Origin of the sequence: Maricaulis sp., assembly GCF_017642925.1 — a bacterium.
Classification (GTDB): domain Bacteria; phylum Pseudomonadota; class Alphaproteobacteria; order Caulobacterales; family Maricaulaceae; genus Maricaulis.
On sequence record NZ_JAEPOL010000026.1, the window covers coordinates 1 to 21,934 of the forward strand.

Sequence of the window (21,934 nt, forward strand, 5' to 3'; positions counted from 1 at the left end):
CCGGAGCCTGATGCTGTCACCCACCAGGCGCGGACGAGCTCCGCACGCTCCCGGGCACAAGGGACTGAGCTCATGCCTCCCATCCCGGAAACCGCTGATGATGGTAAGGGCAATTGGGAGGGTGGGGATAAGTTTCGGATATCCGCTCCACACTCCGTCATCCTGACGAAAGTCAGGACCCAGATCGTAAAGGGAGATTTTCGCCAGGCGAGCTCGGTCTGAGCGGTGGCGATGTGCAGGATAAGTGCGAGATCGCGGCCACCGCGCCCTATGAACTGGGCCCTGACTGAAGCCTGCGCCCGCGAAAGCGGGTGTCAGGGTGACGGTGGTTGTTGGAGCGTTGGTGCCTTCTCTTCCACCCTACACGTTTTTCCCGGACGGAGGCCTGCGCAGGCAGGCTGCAGATCCGGGATCTACCGAAGATCGTTTCAAGCGATGTGCTTCCCGCAGACCCCGGCACTCCGCCCGGCCTGCGCCGGGCATTCAGCCGGGAAAAGCGGAGGGGAATTCAAAGAGAGGGGCGGCCGAGGAGCGGCCTACTCAAGATTCTTTGCAGCGCTGCCGCGCGCCCCTCATCCGCCAAAATGGGAGACGGAAGACGCCGTTCATTCCACGCGCTAACCTTCAGCTATGGAATCGCCTGCCCTGCTTTTGATCGCGCTGGCTATCCTGGCCTATGGCCTGGTGGCGCGGCATCTGCGCCGGATCAGTCTGACGGCGCCGATCGTGTTTGCTGCGCTGGGTGTGCTGATCGCGACGGCGGCGCTCGACCTGTTCGATGTCGATATCGCCTCGCACCAGATCGCGGTGCTGGCCGAGCTGACCCTTGTTCTGGTGCTGTTTGCCGACGCGGCCGGGATCGATCTGCGCCTGTTGCATGCCGACCAGGCCGTACCGGCCCGCATGCTGCTGATCGGCCTGCCCCTCGCTGTGTTGATCGGGACGGGGGCGGCGCTTGTCCTGCTGCCGGATCTCGATCTGTGGCAGGCGGCCCTGCTGGCAACCATGCTGGCACCGACCGATGCGGCGCTGGCGCGCTCGGTGCTGGTCGACGAGCGGCTGCCGGTGCGGATCAAACAGACAATCAATGCCGAGAGCGGGCTGAATGACGGGCTCGCCCTGCCGCTGGTCTTCATCTTCCTGGCGCTGGCGGGGGCGTCGGCCGAGGCTCCGGACAGCCATCCGCTGGCGCACTGGTCCGGCTTCCTGCTGGCCCAGATCGGGCTGGGCGTTCTGGTCGGCCTCACCGCCGGCGGCCTGGGCGGTCGCCTGGTCGAGCGCGCGGTGAAAGCCGGCGAGATGGACAAGGTGTTCGAGCGTCTCAGCGCCGTCGCCCTGGCAGTCGCGGCCTATGTTGGGGCCAGCCTGATCGGCGGCAATGGCTTCATCGCCGCCTTCACCGGCGGCATGGCGTTCGGACGGTTTGCCCGGCGCGCCCGCCAGCCCGTGATCTCCTTCGGCGAGACCGAGGGGCAATTGCTGGCCCTCATCACTTTCGTGACCTTCGGCGCCATCCTCCTGCCCGATGCGCTGGAAGCCCCGGACTGGCGCGCTGTGGCCTATGCCCTCGTCAGCCTTGTCCTGGTGCGCCCCCTGGCGATCTGGCTGAGCCTCACCGGTACCGGCCTTCTGACCAGTACCCGGCTTTTCTTCGGCTGGTTCGGCCCGCGCGGTCTCGCCTCGATCGTCTTCGCACTGATCGTGGAAGGCCGGCTGGGCAGCAGCGACGCAGCCCCGCTAGTCGCGGCCGTCTCGATCACAGTGGGGCTGAGCATCATCCTGCACGGGCTGAGCGCCGGCCCGCTGGCCGCCCTCTATGCCGGCCAGCTGGACGCGCGCGGCGACCGCGAAGCGCTGGCCGAGTTCGCCCGCGTGGAACACGGCTCGGATCTGAAACGGTCGCGGTTTTGACGCGCTTTTGACGACGCAGCGCTGCCTCAAGGCTTCCCCTGCGAAGCGGGGGAAGTGCCGAGTGTAATGAGGCGATGGGGGTGAGTCAGTTGCGCGCTTCGCGCTCCGCGGCGCTTGTGCGCCGCCCCCTCAGTCCGCTGACGCGGACAGCTCCCCCGCAAGCGGGGCGAGCCCTGATTTTGCCTAGCGCCGCCCGAACAGGCGTTCGATGTCGGCGAGTTTCAGTTCGACATAGGTGGGGCGGCCGTGATTGCACTGGCCGGAATGGGGGGTGGCTTCCATTTCGCGCAGGAGGGCATTCATTTCCTCAGCCATGAGGCGGCGGCCGGAGCGGACGGAGCCGTGGCAGGCCATGGTGCCGACGACGTCTTCCAGCTTCTCCTTCAGCGACAGGGCCTGGTCGGTTTCGGCCAGATCGTCGGCGAGGTCGCGGATTAGGCCCTGCACGTCGAGGCGTTTGAGAAGGGCCGGCGTTTCGCGCACGGCCACGGCCCCCGGACCGAAGGCTTCGACCACCAGGCCCAGCTCTTCCAGCTCGTCGGCGCGTTCGAGAATGCGGCGGGCCTCGGCCTCGTCGAGATCGACAATCTCGGGCACCAGCAATTGCTGACGCTGGACACCGGTCTCGGCGATCATCTTCTTCATGCGCTCATAGACGAGGCGTTCATGGGCGGCGTGCTGGTCGACGATGACAATGCCGTCGCGCGTCTGGGCGACGACATAGGTCTCGTGCAGCTGAGCCCGGGCCACGCCGAGCGGCCAGTCCGGCGACGGCGCGGCGGCCTGGGCCTGGTGTTCGGCAACCTCGAAGCCCGGCTCCGTTGCGGGTGGAGGCGACCAGGGTGCATCGGGTTCGACACGGGCCGACATGCCCGGATCGAAGACCTGGCCCTGCACGGGTTCGGCGGGCGCAGGCGGACGGCCCCAGGCGGCGACCTGATGCGCGGCGGACTGATAGGGCTGGCCCGGCGGCGGCGCGCCTTCCGGACGCACCCGCCCCAGCGCGAAACCGGCGACCGTGGTCGAGGCGCGGTGTCCAGCGGCGGCCAGCGCATGGCGCAGGGAACCGACGATCAGGCCGCGCACCAGTCCGGCATCGCGGAAGCGCACCTCGGCCTTGGCCGGGTGGACATTGACGTCGACCAGATGCGTCGGCAGGTCGACATTCAGCGCCACGACCGGATGCCGGTCGCGGGCAAGGAAATCCTGATAGGCGCCGCGGATGGCGCCGTGCAGCAGCTTGTCGCGCACGGGCCGGCCATTGACGAAGAGATACTGGTGCTGGGCCGAGCCGCGCGAGAAGGTGGGCAAGCTGGCAAAACCGTGCACGCGCACGCCCTCGCGCTCCTGATCGACCTCCAGCGCATTATCGCCGAAATCGGCGCCGAGCATGGCCGACATGCGCGCCTTGCCCGCCTCGGCCTCATCGCCCCGCTCGGCGGCGACACCGAAACGCTTGCGCCCGTCGAGGGTGAGGTGGAAGCCGACATCCGGCCTCGACATGGCGAGCCGCTTGACCACATCGGTGATGGCCTGGTTTTCCGAGCGCTCGCTCTTGAGGAATTTCAGCCGGGCCGGCGTGGCGTAGAAAAGATCGCGCACCTCGATCCGCGTCCCGCCGCGGCCCAGCGGCGCGGCCGGAGCGGTGCCATGGGTCTGGCCGCCCTCGACACCGATGGTGAAGGCATCGCCCTCGCCCTTCGCCTGGCTGGTGATGGACAGGCGCGCAATGGAGCCGATCGAGGGCAGCGCCTCGCCGCGAAAGCCCATGGTGCCGATATTGAGAAGATCGTCGCGCCCGTCCTCGCCGACGGGAAGTTTCGAGGTGGCGTGGCGTTCGATGCACAGGGCCAGCTCGGCCTCGCTCATCCCCTTGCCGTCATCCTCGATCACGAGGCGCACCAGACCGCCGCCCTCGGCGGCGATGTCGATCCGCGTCGCGCCAGCATCCAGCGCGTTCTCGGCGAGTTCCTTGACCACGGAGGCCGGCCGCTCGACGACCTCGCCTGCGGCGATGCGGTTGACGGTTTCCGGCGGCAGGCGGCGGATGGCGGGCTGGGTGGCGGTCAGGGACATGGCAACAAGGTCGGCACGGCGCCCGAGTCGGTCAAGGGCGGGGCATGGGCAATTTCGCGCTCCACCCGCAGTATTTTCCCAAGACCTGTTCCGGGGTCCGGCAGCCGAGGCGCGTTTTCACGAAGGTGAACAAGAAACACCGGCGCCGGGACCGGCACCGGTGTTTCTCGTCAACTCGGGCAGGCCCCGGAACAGGTCCGGGGAAACTGCGAGATGTGTAGTCCTACAGCCCCGGCAGTTTGGGCAGGAGGCGGCGGTCGCGTTCGATTTCGACATTGCCGCCGCCGGTGACGTTCTGGATCCGCTCCTGGCGTTCGGCCTCGTGCTCGGGATCGAGCGGCGTGGCATCGACATCCGGCGGCGGGGCGTATTCGCCGTCACGCCAGAACAGGATGCGGTCGGCAAAGCCGCGCGACTTGCGCACGATGCTGGCCTCTTCGCCGTCGATGATCGAGCGGATGAAGGGGTCGGCCGAACCGCCGCCGGCGCGGGCAACCAGGAGGGCTTCAGCGTCGGAGCCTTCAAAGGCACCGGCAGAGCCGAGCAGCGCGGCACGCGCCTGCTGGTCCGGATAGATCTCGTCCGGACGCGGCTGGCCGGGGGCCGGCGGGCGCAGATTGTATTCCGGCGGCACCGTCAGCGGTGCGATCGTGACCGTGCGGAATTCGTCCGGCGTGACCTTGTTGGCACCCAGCGCCGAACGGACGCCGGAACAGCCGGTAAGGGCGAAAGCGGCGGTCGAGGCCACCAGAAGAGCAGTACGCAAACGCATCTCGACGAAGCTCCGTAAAATCGTGAATCCTGTTTTAGCGAAGAGCGGCGTTCATCTCCACCCCGCTTGCCACACTAACGTGTCGCCCGGTCTTTCCGGTCGTTGAGAAGAACGTCGAGAATGACGGCGGCCACGCCCAGATTGATGCCGACATCGGCAATATTGAAGACATAGGGGAAGTAGACGTCGGAAAAATTCAGGAAGTCGACGACGGCACCAAAGAGCGCCCGGTCGATGGCATTGCCGATCGCACCGCCGATGATGAAGCCGAAGGCGACAGCCTGCATGCGGCGCACGGCCTTGACCGGGCCATAGCCCAGGAGGCCGGCGATCAGGAGACAGGCCACCGCAATCGAAAACGCCACCAGGATGAAGCGGCCGAGCGGGCCGTCGGCCCCGAACAGGCCGAAACTCACCCCCTTGTTCCACACCATGGTGAGGTCGAAGACGGGCGACAGCTCGATATGGCCGCAGGTATTGGGCAGCGCGATGCGTTCGACACCGCTGGCCCGCTGGAATTCCAGACAGCCCGGCGGCGAGAAATGTAGCACGTTGAGGACCAGCCATTTGCTGATCTGGTCCAGCACGATGATGAGAACGGCCAGGCCCAGCCCGATCCGGGGCGCCGGCGACGCCGTCGCGCGACGCCGGATTTCACCCCAAAGATCAGCCATGCGTCGCATCCCAGTAGGCCACCGCATCGGCATCGCGCGGCGAGAGTTCCGGATAGCGTTTGTCCGCCCCGATCTGGGTGGAATATTTCCACGAGCGGGCGCACTTGCCGCCTTCGGCGCGGCCCGGCACCACGGCGATGTCCGCGATATCGTCGATGCGGAACGCCCCGTCCGGCGCAGCCCCGTCGATCAGGACGGCCTGGCTGGTGATGGCGATCTCCGCGAGGAAATCATCGATATCGCCCGGCGCCTCGGCCTTCATCGCCTCGCGATAGGCCGGATCGGCGACATAGACTTGCGGTGCGGCCTCGAGGCTGGAGCCGATCCGCTTTTCGCGGCGCTCGACTTCCAGCGCCCCCGTCACAACGCGGCGCAAGCGGCGCAGGGTGCGCCAGTTCTCCGCCAGCGCGCCATTGTGCCAGTCCTGCGGCGTTTTCGGGAAAGTGCGCAGGTGCACGCTGTCATCCTCGGACGGGAAGCGTGACAGCCAGACCTCTTCCATCGTGAAGGGCATGATCGGCGCCAGCCAGGCGGTCAGGCGCATGAAGACCTCGTGCATCACCGTACGGCAGGCGCGGCGGCGGTCGGCATCCGGACGGTCGCAATAGAGGGCGTCCTTGCGCACATCGAGATAGAAGGCCGACAGGTCGACGACGCAGAAATTGAACAGGGCGGAATAGACTTTCTTGAAGTCGTAGGCGGCGTAGCCCGCCTTCACCACACCATCGAGTTCCTGCAGTCGGTGCAGCACCCAGCGCTCCAGCGAGGGCATGCGTTCGAGCGGCAGATGCTCGACCGTCTCGTCATAGCCGTGCAGCGCGCCGAGCAGATAGCGCAGCGTGTTGCGCATCTTGCGATAGGCATCGACCGAGGTCTGCAGGATCTCCTCGGAGATGCGCAGATCGTCGGTGAAGTCCTGGGCCGCGACCCACAGGCGCATGATCTCGATGCCGTACTTCTTGGCGATCTCGTTCGGCGCGAGCGTATTGCCCAGCGACTTGGACATTTTCCGCCCGTCGCCGGCCATCACGAAGCCATGGGTCAGCACGTTGTCGTACGGCGCCCGGCCGCGCGTGCCGCAGCTTTGCAGCAGCGAGGACTGGAACCAGCCGCGGTGCTGGTCCGAGCCTTCCAGATAGAGATCGGCCGGCCATTTCTGGTCCGCCCGCGGCTCCAGCGCGAAGGCGTGGGTACAGCCGGAGTCAAACCAGACATCGAGAATGTCGGTGACCTTCTCGTAGTCGTCGGCCGCATATTCGTCACCGAGGAATTCGGAGGCCGGACGTTCGAACCAGGCGTCGGCGCCGTCTTCCGCGACTGCCTTGACGATGCGGGCATTGACCTTGTGGTCGTTGAGCACGCGCGTGGTGCCCTTCTCCACGAACAGGGTCAGCGGCACGCCCCAGGCGCGCTGGCGCGAGACGAGCCAGTCCGGCCGCTGTTCGACCATCGAGCGGATACGGTTCTCGGCCGCCTTCGGCGTCCAGCCGGTCTCGGCAATGGCCGCCAGCGCCTTTTCGCGCAGCGTGCCGCCGGACTTCATCGGCCGGTCGATGGCGACGAACCATTGCGGCGTATTGCGGAAGATGACCGGTGCCTTGGAGCGCCAGGAGTGCGGATAGGAGTGCTCCAGCCGCCCGCGCGCCAGCAACATGTTCAGCTCGACGAGCTTGTCCATCACGGCCTTGTTGGCCGGGCCGTCCTGGCCCTGCTTCTTGCCGTCCAGACGGATGATGTGCAGGCCGGCGAACAGCGGGATGTGCTCGTAATAGGCGCCGTCCGGACCGACGATATGCGGCACGGCCTCGTGCTTGTCATGCCATTCCGGGAAGTCCATCCAGGCCGCATAGTCTTCCGCACCGTGGCTGGGCGCGGTGTGCACGAAACCGGTACCGGCCTCGTCGGTGACATGTTCGCCCGGCAGCAGCGGCACCGGGTAGTTCCAGTAGCGGTCGGCCTCGGCCAGCGGGTGCGAGCAGATGAAACCGGCGGGATCGACGGTTTCCAGTCGCTCCCAGCCGACGATGTTGGCGGCCTTCGCCGTCTCTTCCCAGAGGGCGTCGGCGACCATCAGCGTGTCGCCCGGCATGGCCCAGGGGGTGAAGCCCTCGGCCTCGACGCCGGTCACCTTGTAGAGGCCGTAGCTGATCTCGGGCGAAAAGCAGATGGCGCGGTTGCCCGGGATCGTCCAGGGCGTGGTGGTCCAGATGACCACATGCGCGCCGATGCAGGATTTCGGGATGCCGGTGCCATCCTTGCGCACGCCGCGCAGCGGGAATTTGACGTGGATCGTGGTGGAGGTCTTGTCGTGATACTCGACCTCGGCCTCGGCCAGCGCGGTCTGCTCGACCGGCGACCACATCACCGGCGCCGACCCGCAATACACCAGGCCCTGTTCGGCGAATTTCAGGAATTCGGCGACGATCGCCGCTTCGGCGTCGAAGGACATGGTGAGATAGGGATCGTCCCACTCGCCGGACACGCCCAGGCGCTGGAACTCACCGGACTGCACACCCACCCATTCCTCGGCATAGGCGCGGCATTCGGCGCGGAATTCCTTGACCGGGATATCGTCCTTGTTGCGGCCCTTGGCGCGGAAATTCTGCTCGACCTTCCATTCGATCGGCAGACCGTGGCAGTCCCAGCCGGGACGGTAGGGCGCGTCGAAACCCATCATCTGGTGCGAACGGACGACGATATCCTTGAGGATCTTGTTCTGGCCGGTGCCGATATGGATGTGGCCGTTCGCATAGGGCGGACCGTCATGCAGCACGAAGCGTTCGCGGCCTTCGGCGCGTTGACGCAGCTTGCGGTAGAGGTCGAGCTTGCCCCAGCGTTCCAGCCATTCCGGCTCGCGCTGCGGCAGACCGGCGCGCATGGGAAAGTCGGTGGTCGGGAGGAAAAGCGTTTCGCGATAGTCGCGGGAAGCGGTCTCATTGCCGGTTTCGGCGGGGGTATCCGTCATCGGATCGGTCCTTGCGGTCTGGGTCGTCTAGGGGTCAAGGCAGGACATATCCCGGCACCGCTCGGAGCTATTCCTCGCGGCCCGGGCCGGTAATTCGCCCCGTCGTCAGCGACGGCATCAGCGCCGCGCGGCGTATGAACACTTGTGTGCAGACCATGGTCATGGCGTGTAACAGAGCCTGTCAGGCCGGTCCAGACGCGTCGGTCAGCGCCGCCCGCGCGGCCTGGGCATCCTTCGCGATCTGGTCCTTGAGCGCCTCGATCCCGTCGAAGCGGCGTTCCGGCCGCAGGAATTCGTGGAACTCGACCTCCAGCGTCTTGTCGTAGAGATCGCCGGCAAAATCGAAGAGGTGGATTTCCAGCAATTCAGTGGCGCCATCCACCGTCGGCCGCTTGCCGAAATTGGCGACACCCGGCCGGGCCGGCGTCTCGCCATCAATCCCCGCCCGCACCGCGTATACGCCATAGGCCGGACGCGCATAATCGCCGAGGGTCAGATTGGCGGTCGGAAAACCGATCGTACGGCCGCGCGCGTCGCCATGCTTCACGACACCCTCGACAGCCCAGGGTGCGCCGAGCAGCGTCTCCGCGGCTTTCATGTCGCCATCGAGAATGGCCTTGCGGATCCGGGTCGAGGAAACCTTGTCGGCACCATTGCCGTGCAGTTCGGCAAAGGCGGTGCGGATGCCGTGTTCCGCACACAGGCGCTCTAGGTCACCGGTCGAGCCGGCGCGTCCCGCACCGAAGCGGAAATCGGCGCCGGTGACGACACCCTTCACGCCCAGGCCCTCAACCAGCACCGTCTCGACGAATTGCCGCGGCGTCATTTTCGCCATCGCCGCATCGAAGGGCAGGACATGCAGGCGCTTCACGCCCAGCGCTTCCAGCGTGAGATTGCGGCGGTGCGCACTCATCAGGCGGAAGGCCGGCGCCTCGGGCGCGAAGAAGCGGCGCGGATGCGGATCGAACAGGGCCACGCCGAGTTCGCCGCCTGTCTTGTCCGCCAGACCGCGCGCCAGCGCGATGACATGCCGGTGCCCCAAGTGCACGCCGTCGAAATTGCCCAGCGCGATCACCGAACCGCGGGCGTCTTCGGGAATGGATGTGAAACCGTGGACGACCTGCATCAATCGATCAGTCCGCTGTCTTGCGCCGGCGCTTGCGGACCATGACCTCGGCCTCGGCCTGCATGGTCACATTGCCATTGACCTGACACACACACTCCATGACGGCCTTGCGCGCCTTCAGGTCGACGGATTTTACCGAGACCCGGGTCGTCACCTCGTCGCCGATCCGCACGGGATGGAAGAAGCGCATATTGAGACCGAGGAAGATCGCGCCCGGTCCGGGCAGCTGGTTTCCGAGCACGCCGGAAATGTAGGATGCGACCAGTGCACCGTGCGCAATCCGGCCGCGAAACGGCGTCGCGCGGGCGAATTCTTCATCCATATGCACGGGATTATAGTCGCCAGAGACCTTGGCAAACATGTCCAGATCGGCCTCTGTGACGGTTCTAACCGCCTCTGCCGATTGGCCAATTTCCATTTCTTCCAGAGCGATACCGAGCACTTCCGCCATGAGCGACTCCCTCTTTGCAACCGCTTTAACCGATTTTTATCGGCGATTGTCTAGGGTCCTCGCTGAAGACGGCAGAACAAGCCGTCACCCTAGTGTAACGCACCGAGTGGATGGAGACTACGCATGGCTGTCGAGATGACGATGCCGATCCTGGTTGTGGACGACTACAAGACCATGATCCGTATCATTCGCAACCTGCTCAAGCAGATCGGCTTCGAAAACGTGGACGAGGCCTCTGACGGCCAGGAAGCGTATGAGAAGATGCAGAAGAACAAGTACGGTCTGGTCATTTCCGACTGGAACATGGAACCCATGACCGGCTACGAGCTGCTTCAGAAGGTCCGGGCCGACGAGTCCATGAAGGCGACCCCCTTCATCATGGTGACCGCGGAATCCAAGACCGAGAACGTGGTCGCGGCGAAGCGCGCCGGTGTGAACAACTACATCGTGAAACCCTTCAACGCCGGTACGCTGAAGGCGAAGATGTCCGCGGTGCTCGGCGATTTCTAGGAGTCCATGACCGCCCCTTCGCCGATCGAGACCCCAAGGAAGGAGGGCCCCATGCCCGCCGCCAATGTTGCTGCGCAAGTCCGCACGTCCCTGGCTTCCCTGAAAGCCAGCGACCTGAAGGACGCACAGATCATGGAAGTCCTGAAGCTGGCTCACCAGCTGACGGATACGATGAAGCTGTTCTTCAGCTCCCTCGACCAGTCGATCTGTCAGGAATTCAATTATATCGCCGACTACATCTCGCGCACCCGCGACGAGATTGCCGCCCTGCGCCCCAATGACATCAAGACCGAGCGCATCCCCTCGGCCGGTGTCGAGCTGGAAGCCGTCGTGGGCGACACGGAAAAGGCGACCGAGACGATCATGAGCGCCGCGGAAGCCGTGCTCTGCGAGGACGCCACGGATTACGACGAGTACCGGGCCAATGTGGAAGCGCGCATGATGACGATCATCGAAGCGTGTTCCTTCCAGGACCTGGCCGGTCAGCGCGTGTCCAAAGTGGTCAACTCACTGCGTCACGTGGAGAGCCGCGTCTCGCGCTTCGCCGAAGTGATGGGCGTGCGCGATGCCGACGGATACGAGTCCGAAGCCGAGAAGGCCGAAAAGGCCCGGGCCGAGAAGAACCTGCTCAACGGTCCCGCCATCGGCGGTCCGGAAACGAGCCAGGACGATATCGACGCCATGTTCGCCGATGCCGGCGGCGCGGCACCGGATCTCGACCAGTCCTCGATCGACTCGCTGTTCGATTAAGGACGGGGCTCAACGAGCCCGGCTACCAGACAAGTCTCGGCGCCAGCCATCGCGCCGAGACGCCATACTCATCGAGTGCACGGGCGACGGCTTCCTCATCGAAGCCGTCGCTTTTCATATCGGCGCCCAGAATGCCGTCAGCAATAAATAGTGCATCGACGCCGATGCGCGTGGCTCCGGCCACATCGGTCTCCGGTCCGTCGCCGATGGCGAGAACCCGGTCCGGTTCGACCGTGAACCCCCTCTCCTGCAGCGCCACCCGTGCCAGATCATAGATCGGCTTGTGAGGCTTGCCCGCGACCACACTGGTCCCGCCCATTTCGCGATACCGCCGTGCAATCGCCCCGGCGCAGAAGATCAGGCGGTCGCCCGCCTGCACCACGATATCCGGATTGGCGCACACCAGGTCGAGGCCGCGCTCGAGTGCAACGGCCAGCCGGTCGGCGTAGTCGTCCGGCGTGCCGTTCCAGTAATCGTCCGGTCCGGTGCAGGTGATGAAATCGGCCTCGCCGACATCGGTGAAAGTGATGTCCAGCCCGTCATAGAGGCCCAGATCATGATCCGGACCGATCCGCCAGGCGCGGCCCGGGGTGCGCGCGACGAGTTCGGCATGGATCGCATCGCCGGACGTCACCATCGTGTCGGTCGCATCTGCCGGCAGGCCCATCTGGGCCAGCATACTCGCCAGGCTGGGGCTGCGGCGCGGCGAATTGGAGACGAGGCAGACGGCGCCGCCCGAGCGCCTGAAGGCCTGCAGCGCCTCGACAGCTTCAGGCAAAAGCGCCTTGCCGTCCCGGATCACGCCCCAGACGTCGCAATAGAGAATATCGTAGTGATCGCGCAGCGCGCCAAGGCGGGGAAAACCGGTCATGGCGCGCTTGAAGCAGGGGGAAGTTCCCGCGTCAATCGGGCATTGGCGCTGCCGGGACTCCATCCGTCCCCCTACGGTCGTCATCCCCCGGCTTGTCCGGGGGACCTCAACCAACCGCAGGGCGATATTGCTGCTGCGGCACGACTTGTCTGTTTTCCCACTGGCTAGCACAGGTCCCCCGGACAAGCCGGGGGATGACGGTGTGCGTAAATTGCAAAGTGACGAGGACACCGGCCTCAGCCGACCAGGCGAACCGCCGGCTGCTGGCCGGTCTCTTCCAGAACGTCGTCGCGGACCGGGCGCGGCTCACCGAAAAGGTGGCCCTGACCGTAGGCAACGTCGAGCTCGAGGACTTCGACGACCGTGTTCTCGGTCTCGATCTTGTCGACGATCAGCTCGATACCGTGGCGCGCGAACAGGCCCGCCAGATCTTCATGGGCGATCGAGCCGGACTCATAGCCGGCGATCGACTCATAATTGCTGATCGCGTCGAGCAGGCGCGCGCCGCCGATCTTCACGAAGCGCACGCCGGCGCGTTCCATCTCGTTCAGGTCGAGATCGACATGATTGATCTGGTCGACGGAGAAGCGGAACCCGAAATCGGCCATGCGGGCCATGTTGCGCGCCGCAATCGCATCGCGCTCCTCGAAGGCACGCTGGGAAATCTCGAAGATCAGCGAGCCGGACAGGTCCTTGTTCTGGCGGACAAAGTCGAGGAACTCCGGGAAAAAGTCCTCGTCCGACAGCGAGTTCAGCGAGACATTGCAGAAGATGCCGACCTTGCGGTCCTGACCGGTCAGGCGGCGCACGATCTGCACGCAGCGGAACAGGAGGAGATTGTCGACCTCGGTCATCACGCCGGCCTCTTCGGCGGCAGCGATGAATGAGGCCGGTGTCAGCACGCGGCCGGTCGCATCGCGCAGGCGGGTATAGCCTTCATAGAAGGCGACGCGGCGCTGCGGCAGGGTGACGACGGGCTGGAGATAGAGATCGACCCGGTTGGCGCTGAGCGCGTCGCGCACCGTGTCGATATCGGTCGAACCGCCGCTTGCGGACGGACCGGTCCCGGTGCGGGTGCCAACCTCGCGCGGACCGCCGACCCGGCGGACCAGGTCTTCGAGCACTTTCACCTCGTGCACCAGCGCATTGTCGCGCTCGACCGCTTCGGCGCGCAGCTCGTCGGTGATCGCATCGATCCGCTTCTGGGCCGCCTCGAACTCCTCGGCGAGCGCCAGGTTGGAGGCCTTGAGATTGTGGATTTCCTTTTCCAGCGTGCGGCGCTCCTGCGAGCGCGACGCTGCGGAATGGGCCATGCCGGCGACGATGAACACGATCGCGCCCATCATCCAGGCGGTCATGCCCGACATCAGGCCGAGCCGCTCGAAACCGATCGCGGCCACGGTCGCGATGGCGACGTAGGTCATGAGGATAAGAATATCGAGCGCGCGGGGCATGCTGGCCTTCCGATGCAGCGAATCGTCACGAATGCTTGAAGGTTAATCTGCGTCGCTGCCGGTTGTCGTTTGGTTAACGAAGGTAAACCCTAACTCGGTTCATCTATCCAACATACTGATCTTTATTGGAATGCATAAACTAAAACGGCCCGCCGAAGCGGGCCGTGTCGTTTCTTCCCCACGTGTGGGGAAGTGGGCCGATGCGCAGCATCGGGTCGAAGGGGCCTCCGGAGCCAACGGCGAAGGAGGGAAGCGGTGAAGCTTGTACAAACACCTGCGCCGCGCATTTGCGCGGCGCCCCTCCACCGCTGCGCGGTCCCCCTCCCCGCTGACAGCGGGGAGGAAAGACGGCAATCCCCTACGACGTCGTGTGGGGGCGGATCAGGATTTCCACGCGGCGGTTCTGCTGGCGGCCCGACGGCGTGTCGTTCGACGCGATCGGCGAGCGTTCGCCCATGCCGGCGACGTAGAAACGGTCGCGCAGGACGCCCTGGGCGATCAGATAGTTGGCGACGGACAGCGCCCGGTTTTCCGAAAGCGTCTGGTTATAGTCCGCCGGACCGGTCGAGTCGGCATGGCCGACCACGTCGACATAGGTCGCCGGATAGCGGTTCAGCACCGTCGAGACATCGCTGAGGATGCCGTAGAACTGGCCCTGGATGTCGGCCGAGTTGGTGGCAAAGGTGACATCGCCCGGCATGATCAGGCGAAGATCATTGCCTTCACGGCGGACGCCGACGCCGGTATCGCTCAGCGCCTCGCGCATGGCCGTCTCCTGACGGTCCATGTAATTGCCGATGGCACCGCCGGCCAGCGCACCGACACCGGCGCCGATCAGGGCGTTGGTGCGGCCTTCCTCGCTGTCATTGGTATTGGTGAGATAGCCCAGGGCCGCGCCTGCGGCCGCGCCCAGGAGCACGCCGCGCCCGGTGTAGTTGGGGCGGGTCTCGCCGGTATAGGGATCGGTGGTGGTGCAGGCGGTTACCGCCAGCGCCGCCAGAGACGTGACGACTGCAGTGCGAAGTTTCATCGGGTTTCCCTCTCAGCTACGCAACCGGTTGCGATCATAACCTGAAATGTGACAGGCGTTGCAACGTCGGATGTATGGTCCATCACATGAACGCGCGATGACCGCAATTCGTTCGCGACGCACTGCGCGCAGTCGCGTTTTTTGCAATCGGCACCTCTTGACGCTCCGGGTCCTGCCCCTTATCTGCCCGCTGTTAGCAGTCGGCCGGGGTGAGTGCTAAGCTCCGGTCCTGCCAGGAACCACAGTCCTCTTTTTGGAGATAGACCAAGATGACCTTTCGTCCTCTGCACGACCGCGTGCTGGTAAAGCGCGTCGAAGAAGAGTCCACGACCAAGGGCGGGATCATCATCCCGGATACGGCCAAGGAAAAGCCCCAGGAAGGCGAGATCGTGGCCGTCGGCGGTGGCGCGATCAAGGAAGACGGCACGGTCCGTCCGCTCGACGTGAAGGCCGGTGACCGCGTCCTGTTCGGCAAGTGGTCGGGCACCGAAGTCACGCTGAACGGCGAAGAACTCCTGATCATGAAAGAATCCGACATCCTCGGCATCATGGGCGCCTAAGGCGGCCGCCCGTCCGAAGATCCCTCGAGACACCCAACACACAGGAATAAAGCAATGGCTGCTAAAGACGTACATTTCGGTACCGACGCCCGCGAGCGCATGCTGCGCGGCGTCGACATCCTCGCCAACGCCGTCAAGGTCACGCTGGGCCCGAAAGGCCGCAATGTCGTGATCGAGAAGTCCTTCGGCGCTCCGCGCACCACGAAGGACGGCGTCTCCGTCGCGAAGGAAATCGAACTGGCCGACAAGTTCGAGAACATGGGCGCGCAAATGCTGCGCGAAGTCGCCTCGAAGACCAATGACGTCGCCGGCGACGGCACCACGACCGCCACGGTCCTGGCCCAGTCCATCGTCCGCGAAGGCATGAAGTCGGTTGCGGCCGGCATGAACCCGATGGACCTGAAGCGCGGCATCGACAAGGCCGTTGCCCTGGTCATCGAGGAAATCAAGTCTGTCTCCACCCCGATCAAAGGCTCTGACGAAGTCGCCCAGGTCGGCACCATTTCCGCCAACGGCGCCACGGAAATCGGCGAGATGATCGCCAAGGCCATGGCCAAGGTCGGCAATGAAGGCGTGATCACGGTCGAAGAAGCCAAGTCGCTGGAAACCGAGCTGGATGTCGTGGAAGGCATGCAGTTCGACCGCGGCTACCTGTCGCCCTACTTCATCACCGACGCCGACAAGATGCAGGCCGAGCTGGAAGAGCCCTACATCCTGCTCTTCGAAAAGAAGCTGACCTCGCTGCAGCCGATGCTGCCGATCCTCGAGTCGGTCGTTCAGTCCGGCCGTCCGCTGCTGATCATCGCGGAAGACGTTGAAGGCGAAGCGCTGGCCACCCTCGTGGTCAACAAGCTGCGTGGCGGCCTGAAGATCGCGGCCGTGAAGGCTCCGGGCTTCGGCGATCGCCGCAAGGCCATGCTGGAAGACATCGCTATCCTGACCGGCGGCCAGGTCATCTCCGAAGACCTCGGCATCAAGCTGGAAACGGTGACGCTCGACATGCTGGGCTCGGCCAAGCGCGTCAACATCACCAAGGATGACACGACGATCGTCGACGGCGTCGGCGCCAAGGCCGACATCGAGGCCCGCGTCGCCCAGATCCGCCGCCAGGTCGAGGAAACCACTTCTGACTATGACCGCGAAAAGCTGCAGGAACGCCTGGCCAAGCTCGCCGGCGGTGTGGCCGTGATCAAGGTCGGCGGTGCCACCGAGATCGAAGTGAAAGAAAAGAAGGACCGCGTTGACGACGCCCTGAACGCCACCCGCGCTGCGGTGGAAGAAGGCATCGTGCCGGGCGGCGGCGTCGCCCTGCTGAAGGCCTCGGCCAAGCTGGCCGGCCTGGAAGGCGACAATGCCGACCAGACCCAGGGTATCGCGATCATCGCCCGCGCCCTGCAGGCTCCGATCCGCCAGATCTCGGAAAACTCCGGTGTCGAAGGCTCGATCGTGGTCGGCAAGGTCATGGAAAACGCCAGCGCGACCTTCGGCTTCAACGCTCAGACCGAAGAATACGGCGACATGCTGGCCTTCGGCGTGATCGACCCGGCCAAGGTCGTCCGCACGGCCCTGCAGGACGCTGCCTCGGTCGCTTCGCTGCTGATCACGACGGAAGCTGCCGTCGCGGAAGCACCGAAGGAAGAAGGCGCCGGCATGCCGGACATGGGCGGCATGGGTGGTATGGGCGGCATGATGTAAGACATCATGAAGCCGCCCATCATCGAAAGGTGAGCAGACCGGCAAGCCGGTCTGCGGGGCGGCATGATGTAATCATCCGCCTGAGCCCGGCTCAGACAAGAGAGGCCCGCTCCGATGGAGCGGGCCTTTTCTTTTATGCTTGCGACCACTTCCCTTTTTCGCGCTAAACTCCGCGCAGCTTTCGAGGGGACAGACATGACATACCGGATCACGGGTTCCAGCCTGGTGCTGGCCGGCCTTCTGGCCGCCTGCCAGCCGGCAGACACCGGCACGCCGGCCACGCCGGACGAAACGGCCGCTGCCGGACAGACGGCGCCGGCCGTCACGCAGTATGACGCCGCCACTTTCCACCAGACCACGAGTTTCGGCCTCGCCTCCTCGGCCGGTTTTGCCTGGTCGGCGGATGACAGCCGGATCCTGATCTCCTCGGACGAGACCGGCGTGTTCAACGCCTATGCCGTCGACCCGTCCAGCGGCGCGCGCGAGGCGCTGACCGCGTCGGAGACGAATGCGACCTACGCCCTCAGCTGGTTCCCGAATGACGATCGCGCCGTGGTGACAGCCGACAGCGGCGGCAACGAGATCAGCCACATCTATGTGCGCGAGCTCGACGGACGCCTCAACGACATCACGCCGGGCGAGGAGGTGCGCGCGCAATTCCTCGGCTGGTCGCCGGACGGCAATGACATGTGGGTGCTGACCAATGAGCGCGACCAGAGCGCCATGGACATCTACGCCTACGACACGCTGAGCTATGAGAGCGGCGTGGTGTTCCAGAATGATGACGCGCTGGAGATCGGTGATGTCAGCCCGGACGGCCGCTGGCTCGCCCTGGTGCGCAACCGCACCTCGGCCGACAGCGACATCCTGCTGGTCGACCTGGCCTCCGGCGATGCCACGCCGCGGCTGATCACAGAGCACGAGGGCAATATCGCCCACGGCGTCTACACCTTCACGCCGGACAGCACGGCCCTCGTCTATGCCACCGACGAGCATGGCGAGTTCAACCAGGCCTGGACCTATGATCTGGCGAGCGGCGACACCGCGCCGCTGATCGAGGCCGAGTGGGACGTCTCCTTCGTCACCTATTCGCCCTCGGGCCGCTATCGCGTCTCCGGCATCAATGCCGATGCGCGCACGGAAGTCTCGATCATCGACACGCAGAGCGGCGCGGCGCTGGACCTGCCCGAACTGCCGGCCGGCGATCTCGGTTCGGTGCGGTTCTCGCGCGACGAGGGTCGGATCGCCTTCCTGATCGACAGCGCGACGTCTCCGGCGAACCTGCATGTCGTCGATCTGGCCAGCCAGGATCATGCCCAGCTGACCAACGCCCTCAACCCGGCCATCTCAGAGGCCGAAATGGTGGAGGCCGAAGTTGTGCGCTTCGAAAGCTTTGACGGGCTGGAAATCCCCGGCATTCTCTACCGGCCGCATGGCGCCAGTGCCGACAATCCGGTGCCGGCCCTGGTCTGGGTGCATGGCGGCCCGGGCGGGCAGAGCCGGATCGGCTATTCCGCCACCATCCAGCACCTGGTCAATCACGGCTATGCCGTATACGCCGCCAATAACCGGGGCTCGTCCGGCTACGGCAAGACCTTCTACCATATGGACGACCGCCGCCATGGCGAAGAGGATCTGCGCGATATCGTGGCCGCCGGCGACTGGCTGCGCCAGCAGGACTGGGTCGATGCCGACAAGGTCGGCGTGATCGGCGGTTCCTATGGCGGCTTCATGACCGCTGCCGCCCTTACCTTCCATCCCGACGCATTCGAAGTAGGCATCAATATCTTCGGCGTCACCAACTGGGAGCGCACCCTCGCCTCTATCCCGCCCTGGTGGGAAAGCTTCCGCGAGGCGCTGTATGACGAGATGGGCGATCCGGCGACCGACGCCGAACGTCATCGCGCCATCTCCCCGCTCTTCCATGCCGAGAACGTCACCAAGCCGCTGCTGGTGATCCAGGGCGCAAATGATCCGCGCGTGCTGCAGGTGGAAAGCGACGAGCTGGTCGAGGCCGTCCGCGCCAATGACGTGCCGGTGGAATACGTCCTCTTCCCCGACGAAGGCCACGGCTTCCGCCGCCGCGAGAACCGCATTGCAGCGTCGGAGGCGTATGTGAGCTTTCTGGATACGTATCTGACGGGTGAGGCGGAGGAGGAGTAGGTTTTCCACTTTCAGCTCCCACACTTCGTCATCCCCCGGCTTGTCCGGGGGACCTCAACTCACGACGTAGCGATTTCACCGGGATAACCGGCCCGCGCGGTCCACAAACGGGATGGACGAGGTCCCCCGGACAAGCCGGGGGATGACGGCAGAGAAGAAAAGGGTATCGCGCCTCTAAGCCACCCGCGCCCGCAACACATCCAGCCGCGCGACAGAGGCGTCGATCCGGGCCTCCGTCAGCCGGCCTTCGGAAATTGCGGCGATGACCCAGTCGACAATGCGCTGTGGGAGTTCCGGGTCCGGCGCGGCCGAGTTGGACAGCATGATGATGTCATTGCCGGCTTCGATCGAGCGGATCACGGCCTCGCGCTGATCGTAGTTCTGGCGGATCGCGGCCATGTCGAGATCGTCCGTCATGATCACGCCGCGATAGCCCATGCGCTCACGCAACACGCCTTCCAGGATCGGCCGCGACACCGTGACCGGCGCACCGCTGGGGTCGAGCGCACGCAGGGTGAGATGTCCGCCCATGATGATGTGGGCCCGGTCCATCGCGATGAGCTGTTCGAACGGGGCCAGCTCGGCCTCGCTCCAGGTCTCGGAAATATCGACGAACCCGTCATGGCTGTCGCCGCGCGACCGGCCATGCCCGGGAAAATGCTTGATGGCACACACGGCACCGGCCTCTTCATAGGCCTCGATGAAGGCGCCGGCATAGGCGGCGATCGTGCCGCCATCCGTCCCGTATGCGCGGCCATGGCGACCGATCACGGCATTATCCGGATCATGCACGTCGGCAACCGGCGCCAGATTCATGTTGAAGCCGGCCGCACGGAATTCAGCCGCGCCCAGCCGGTAGAGCTCGCCCGCGGCTTCGGGCGAGCGCGCCTCGGCGACCTGCATGGCGCGCGGGATATGGGTATAGCCCAGATCGCGGGACAGGCGCTGCACCAGCCCGCCTTCCTGATCGATCGCCATCCAGGCGGACGGGTCGATTTCACGGAAGCGGCGGGCCGAGCTCTCCGCGCCCTCGCGCGAGCGGACATTGTGGCGCAGGAAGAGCACGCCGCCGATCCGTCGGTGAGCGAGGTGATCGGCGATCACGTCGGCGCCTTCCGTCTCCGCGTTCGAACCGATAAAGCCCAGCAGCAGCATCCGGCCGATCCGCTCCGCCAGCGGCATGGCGGCGATATCGGCCAGGGCGGCAGGACAGGCCGAGGCCAGCGCACCGGCAACACCCCATTTGAGAACTTCACGCCGGTCCGGTCTCACCACATCCAACTCCCACAACAACGCCTCTCCCGGCGACCATGCAAACCCCACTCCATGCAGGCAAGCCCGTATGGCCGCGAGATGTCGAATTCGTCATGCCCCGGCATAATTCCGGCATTCTTTGGCGTCATAGTATGCTCTGGCCGTTTTCGCTCACGATTGCGGCCCCTAACCATAACTGGCGCGGCGAGCCGATTTCGGCTGCCGCGTCTTTTCTTTTCGGCCGCCTTTTTCCCGATCCCGATTGCGGCAAGAGTGTGACGAAATATTCAGACGCCCGCACAGGCACCGTAAGGCACGGCCTGCCAGATTGAGCGCTCACAAGGGGCCTTCAGCGAGGGATTAACATGAAACGCATTCTTCTGGCCGGCGGCGCGGTCGCCACTCTGGGCGCAGCCGCCTGGGCCATCGACGATGACAAACAGCACACGCGTATCCTGGTCAGCGACGGCCACCAGGTCATCATGAATGCCGAAGGCCGCGGGCCGGTGGTCGAGATCCGCGGTGAAAACGGCGAACGCACCATCCACATGGAGCGCGACGGCCGCGATACCACACTGCGTATCGACGGTCAGACCGTCGAGATCGCCGACGGCGTGGTTACTGTCGATGGCGAGCGGATCGAGGCCGGCGCCGACAGCATGATCATCGTCGGTGAAGGCGATATCCGCGTCGTCGAGCGCAATTTCGAGATGGCCTTCGACACCGAGTTCGCGGCCCATATGGCCGAGCGCGCCGAACACCTGGCCCGTATGCAGACCGAACTCGCCGGCAATTTCGACATCGAGTTCGATTTCGACGGCGAGGAAGTACAGGCCGAGGTCATGCGCTCGCTCGAGGAGGCGCTGGCCAATCTGGAGCGCAGCGATTTCCACCATGATGGCGACTGGGACGATCTGACGCCCGAGGAACAGGCGGAAATCCGCGAAGACCTGCGCGAAGCACGCGAGGAAATCCGCGAGGCGATGGCCGAAGTCCGCATCGAACTGGCCGAGGTCGAGCGCGAGATGGAAGGCGAACGCCGCCAGGTGCGGATCGAGCTGCGCGAAGCCGAGCGGGATATCGCCCGCGCCCAGCGCGATATGGTCCGGGCCGAACGCGATATCGCCCGCGCCGCCCGGGACGCCGCCCGCGAAGAACGCCGCCGCGTCGAGATCATCCGCCGCCGCGACGAAGAGGCCGCCCGCGCCGATGAAAACCGCCACCGGGTTCTGGCCTGGCGTGAACGCACCGAACGTCTCGACCTGGACGAGAACAGCAGTGTGCGGATCGAACAGGACGATGACGGCCGCCGCCGCGTCTGGGTCGATGGCGAGGAGCAGACCGGCGACGCCCTGATCGACTGGCTCAATCGTCTGGAAGCCGACCGGCTGGCCGGCAATAGCGAGGGCGACCGCGTACGCCGTCATGTCGAACGCCTGCATCTGGAAGGCGACCGGGAACGCCGCGTGATCGAGAGCGATGACGGCGAACGCGTCGTAATTCTCGAATTCCGCAGCGAGGACGACGAATAATCGAATCGCGAAATCTGCCATGAGAAGCGGGCCGGTTTTCCGGCCCGTTTTTCTTTTGGCGGGCAAAAAAAGAGGCTGGCACAGGGCCAGCCTCAAGATAACGGTTGGTCGATAAAGGGCGTCTCCTCCCCGAAACGCCA

Annotated in this window: 17 protein-coding genes; 7 read left to right on the top strand and 10 right to left on the bottom strand. The window is 65.1% G+C overall.

Features of this window, described 5'->3' with window-relative positions; all coding sequences use genetic code 11:
* Positions 1 to 630 precede the first annotated feature (630 nt).
* Positions 631 to 1,911, top strand: a complete 1,281-nt coding sequence (locus JJ918_RS16110) for a sodium:proton antiporter (protein ID WP_291889637.1) — start codon at positions 631 to 633, stop codon at positions 1,909 to 1,911.
* A gap of 183 nt (positions 1,912 to 2,094) precedes the next feature.
* On the opposite strand, the gene mutL is transcribed toward JJ918_RS16110, so the two are convergent.
* The 6 genes from mutL to JJ918_RS16140 form a co-directional block, all read right to left on the bottom strand.
* Positions 2,095 to 3,987 (bottom strand): DNA mismatch repair endonuclease MutL, encoded by a 1,893-nt coding sequence (gene mutL, locus JJ918_RS16115; protein ID WP_291889639.1) that lies wholly within the window; start codon positions 3,985 to 3,987, stop codon positions 2,095 to 2,097.
* A 223-nt stretch (positions 3,988 to 4,210) separates the two neighbouring features.
* Positions 4,211 to 4,759 carry a DUF3035 domain-containing protein gene (locus JJ918_RS16120; RefSeq protein ID WP_291889641.1) on the bottom strand — a complete coding sequence of 183 codons (549 nt, stop codon included), beginning with the start codon at positions 4,757 to 4,759 and terminating at the stop codon, positions 4,211 to 4,213.
* A 74-nt stretch (positions 4,760 to 4,833) separates the two neighbouring features.
* Positions 4,834 to 5,433: a signal peptidase II gene (gene lspA, locus JJ918_RS16125; protein ID WP_291889644.1), complete on the bottom strand. Its 600-nt coding sequence runs from the start codon at positions 5,431 to 5,433 to the stop codon at positions 4,834 to 4,836.
* On the bottom strand, positions 5,426 to 8,398 hold the full coding sequence (ileS, locus tag JJ918_RS16130) for an isoleucine--tRNA ligase (RefSeq protein ID WP_291889646.1): 2,973 nt from the start codon (positions 8,396 to 8,398) through the stop codon (positions 5,426 to 5,428). The genes lspA and ileS overlap by 8 nt, the downstream gene beginning before the upstream one ends.
* Before the next feature lie 181 nt (positions 8,399 to 8,579).
* The gene (locus JJ918_RS16135) at positions 8,580 to 9,524 is read right to left on the bottom strand and encodes a bifunctional riboflavin kinase/FAD synthetase (protein ID WP_291889711.1); all 945 of its coding nucleotides are present in this window, start codon (positions 9,522 to 9,524) and stop codon (positions 8,580 to 8,582) included.
* Between the two features lie 7 nt (positions 9,525 to 9,531).
* Complete coding sequence (locus JJ918_RS16140; RefSeq protein ID WP_291889649.1) at positions 9,532 to 9,975, bottom strand: MaoC family dehydratase; 444 nt, start codon at positions 9,973 to 9,975, stop codon at positions 9,532 to 9,534.
* A gap of 123 nt (positions 9,976 to 10,098) precedes the next feature.
* Between JJ918_RS16140 and JJ918_RS16145 the strand changes: the two genes are divergently transcribed.
* Complete coding sequence (locus tag JJ918_RS16145) at positions 10,099 to 10,485, top strand: response regulator (RefSeq protein WP_271188103.1); 387 nt, start codon at positions 10,099 to 10,101, stop codon at positions 10,483 to 10,485.
* A 51-nt stretch (positions 10,486 to 10,536) separates the two neighbouring features.
* On the top strand, positions 10,537 to 11,235 hold the full coding sequence (locus JJ918_RS16150) for a protein phosphatase CheZ (protein WP_271188102.1): 699 nt from the start codon (positions 10,537 to 10,539) through the stop codon (positions 11,233 to 11,235).
* 22 nt (positions 11,236 to 11,257) lie between these two features.
* On the opposite strand, the gene JJ918_RS16155 is transcribed toward JJ918_RS16150, so the two are convergent.
* The 3 genes from JJ918_RS16155 to JJ918_RS16165 form a co-directional block, all read right to left on the bottom strand.
* Positions 11,258 to 12,106, bottom strand: coding sequence for a TIGR01459 family HAD-type hydrolase (locus JJ918_RS16155; protein WP_291889654.1), 849 nt, complete (start codon positions 12,104 to 12,106; stop codon positions 11,258 to 11,260).
* A 236-nt stretch (positions 12,107 to 12,342) separates the two neighbouring features.
* Positions 12,343 to 13,560, bottom strand: a complete 1,218-nt coding sequence (locus JJ918_RS16160; protein WP_291889656.1) for an EAL domain-containing protein — start codon at positions 13,558 to 13,560, stop codon at positions 12,343 to 12,345.
* Positions 13,561 to 13,918: 358 nt separating this feature from the next.
* The gene (locus JJ918_RS16165) at positions 13,919 to 14,590 is read right to left on the bottom strand and encodes an OmpA family protein (protein WP_291889658.1); all 672 of its coding nucleotides are present in this window, start codon (positions 14,588 to 14,590) and stop codon (positions 13,919 to 13,921) included.
* A gap of 269 nt (positions 14,591 to 14,859) precedes the next feature.
* Here JJ918_RS16165 and groES point away from each other — a divergent pair, with 269 nt between their 5' ends.
* The 3 genes from groES (at position 14,860) to JJ918_RS16180 (ending at position 19,008) form a co-directional block, all read left to right on the top strand.
* Entirely contained in the window at positions 14,860 to 15,150 is a 291-nt protein-coding gene (groES, locus tag JJ918_RS16170; protein WP_271188098.1) for a co-chaperone GroES, read from the top strand.
* A gap of 54 nt (positions 15,151 to 15,204) precedes the next feature.
* On the top strand, positions 15,205 to 16,845 hold the full coding sequence (gene groL / locus JJ918_RS16175; RefSeq protein ID WP_291889660.1) for a chaperonin GroEL: 1,641 nt from the start codon (positions 15,205 to 15,207) through the stop codon (positions 16,843 to 16,845).
* Positions 16,846 to 17,040: 195 nt separating this feature from the next.
* On the top strand, positions 17,041 to 19,008 hold the full coding sequence (locus JJ918_RS16180) for a S9 family peptidase (RefSeq protein WP_291889662.1): 1,968 nt from the start codon (positions 17,041 to 17,043) through the stop codon (positions 19,006 to 19,008).
* A 174-nt stretch (positions 19,009 to 19,182) separates the two neighbouring features.
* Here the strand turns inward: JJ918_RS16180 and JJ918_RS16185 are convergent, their stop codons facing one another.
* Positions 19,183 to 20,283, bottom strand: coding sequence for a glycoside hydrolase family 3 N-terminal domain-containing protein (locus tag JJ918_RS16185; RefSeq protein ID WP_291889664.1), 1,101 nt, complete (start codon positions 20,281 to 20,283; stop codon positions 19,183 to 19,185).
* Between the two features lie 344 nt (positions 20,284 to 20,627).
* On the opposite strand from JJ918_RS16185, the gene JJ918_RS16190 reads away from it, so the two are divergent.
* Positions 20,628 to 21,794: a hypothetical protein gene (locus tag JJ918_RS16190; RefSeq protein ID WP_291889666.1), complete on the top strand. Its 1,167-nt coding sequence runs from the start codon at positions 20,628 to 20,630 to the stop codon at positions 21,792 to 21,794.
* The last annotated feature ends 140 nt before the right edge of the window (positions 21,795 to 21,934 follow it).

Excerpts from the sequence above, each read along its gene's own strand:
- JJ918_RS16145 (WP_271188103.1), top strand. The coding sequence starts at position 10,099 with ATGGCTGTCGAGATGACGATGCCGATCCTGGTTGTGGACGACTACAAG.
- JJ918_RS16190 (WP_291889666.1), top strand. The coding sequence starts at position 20,628 with ATGAAACGCATTCTTCTGGCCGGCGGCGCGGTCGCCACTCTGGGCGCA.
- JJ918_RS16140 (WP_291889649.1), bottom strand. The coding sequence starts at position 9,975 with ATGGCGGAAGTGCTCGGTATCGCTCTGGAAGAAATGGAAATTGGCCAA.
- JJ918_RS16135 (WP_291889711.1), bottom strand. The coding sequence starts at position 9,524 with ATGCAGGTCGTCCACGGTTTCACATCCATTCCCGAAGACGCCCGCGGT.
- JJ918_RS16180 (WP_291889662.1), top strand. The coding sequence starts at position 17,041 with ATGACATACCGGATCACGGGTTCCAGCCTGGTGCTGGCCGGCCTTCTG.
- groL (WP_291889660.1), top strand. The coding sequence starts at position 15,205 with ATGGCTGCTAAAGACGTACATTTCGGTACCGACGCCCGCGAGCGCATG.
- JJ918_RS16155 (WP_291889654.1), bottom strand. The coding sequence starts at position 12,106 with ATGACCGGTTTTCCCCGCCTTGGCGCGCTGCGCGATCACTACGATATT.
- JJ918_RS16165 (WP_291889658.1), bottom strand. The coding sequence starts at position 14,590 with ATGAAACTTCGCACTGCAGTCGTCACGTCTCTGGCGGCGCTGGCGGTA.
- JJ918_RS16160 (WP_291889656.1), bottom strand. The coding sequence starts at position 13,560 with ATGCCCCGCGCGCTCGATATTCTTATCCTCATGACCTACGTCGCCATC.
- JJ918_RS16150 (WP_271188102.1), top strand. The coding sequence starts at position 10,537 with ATGCCCGCCGCCAATGTTGCTGCGCAAGTCCGCACGTCCCTGGCTTCC.
- lspA (WP_291889644.1), bottom strand. The coding sequence starts at position 5,433 with ATGGCTGATCTTTGGGGTGAAATCCGGCGTCGCGCGACGGCGTCGCCG.
- mutL (WP_291889639.1), bottom strand. The coding sequence starts at position 3,987 with ATGTCCCTGACCGCCACCCAGCCCGCCATCCGCCGCCTGCCGCCGGAA.
- JJ918_RS16120 (WP_291889641.1), bottom strand. The coding sequence starts at position 4,759 with ATGCGTTTGCGTACTGCTCTTCTGGTGGCCTCGACCGCCGCTTTCGCC.
- ileS (WP_291889646.1), bottom strand. The coding sequence starts at position 8,398 with ATGACGGATACCCCCGCCGAAACCGGCAATGAGACCGCTTCCCGCGAC.
- groES (WP_271188098.1), top strand. The coding sequence starts at position 14,860 with ATGACCTTTCGTCCTCTGCACGACCGCGTGCTGGTAAAGCGCGTCGAA.
- JJ918_RS16110 (WP_291889637.1), top strand. The coding sequence starts at position 631 with ATGGAATCGCCTGCCCTGCTTTTGATCGCGCTGGCTATCCTGGCCTAT.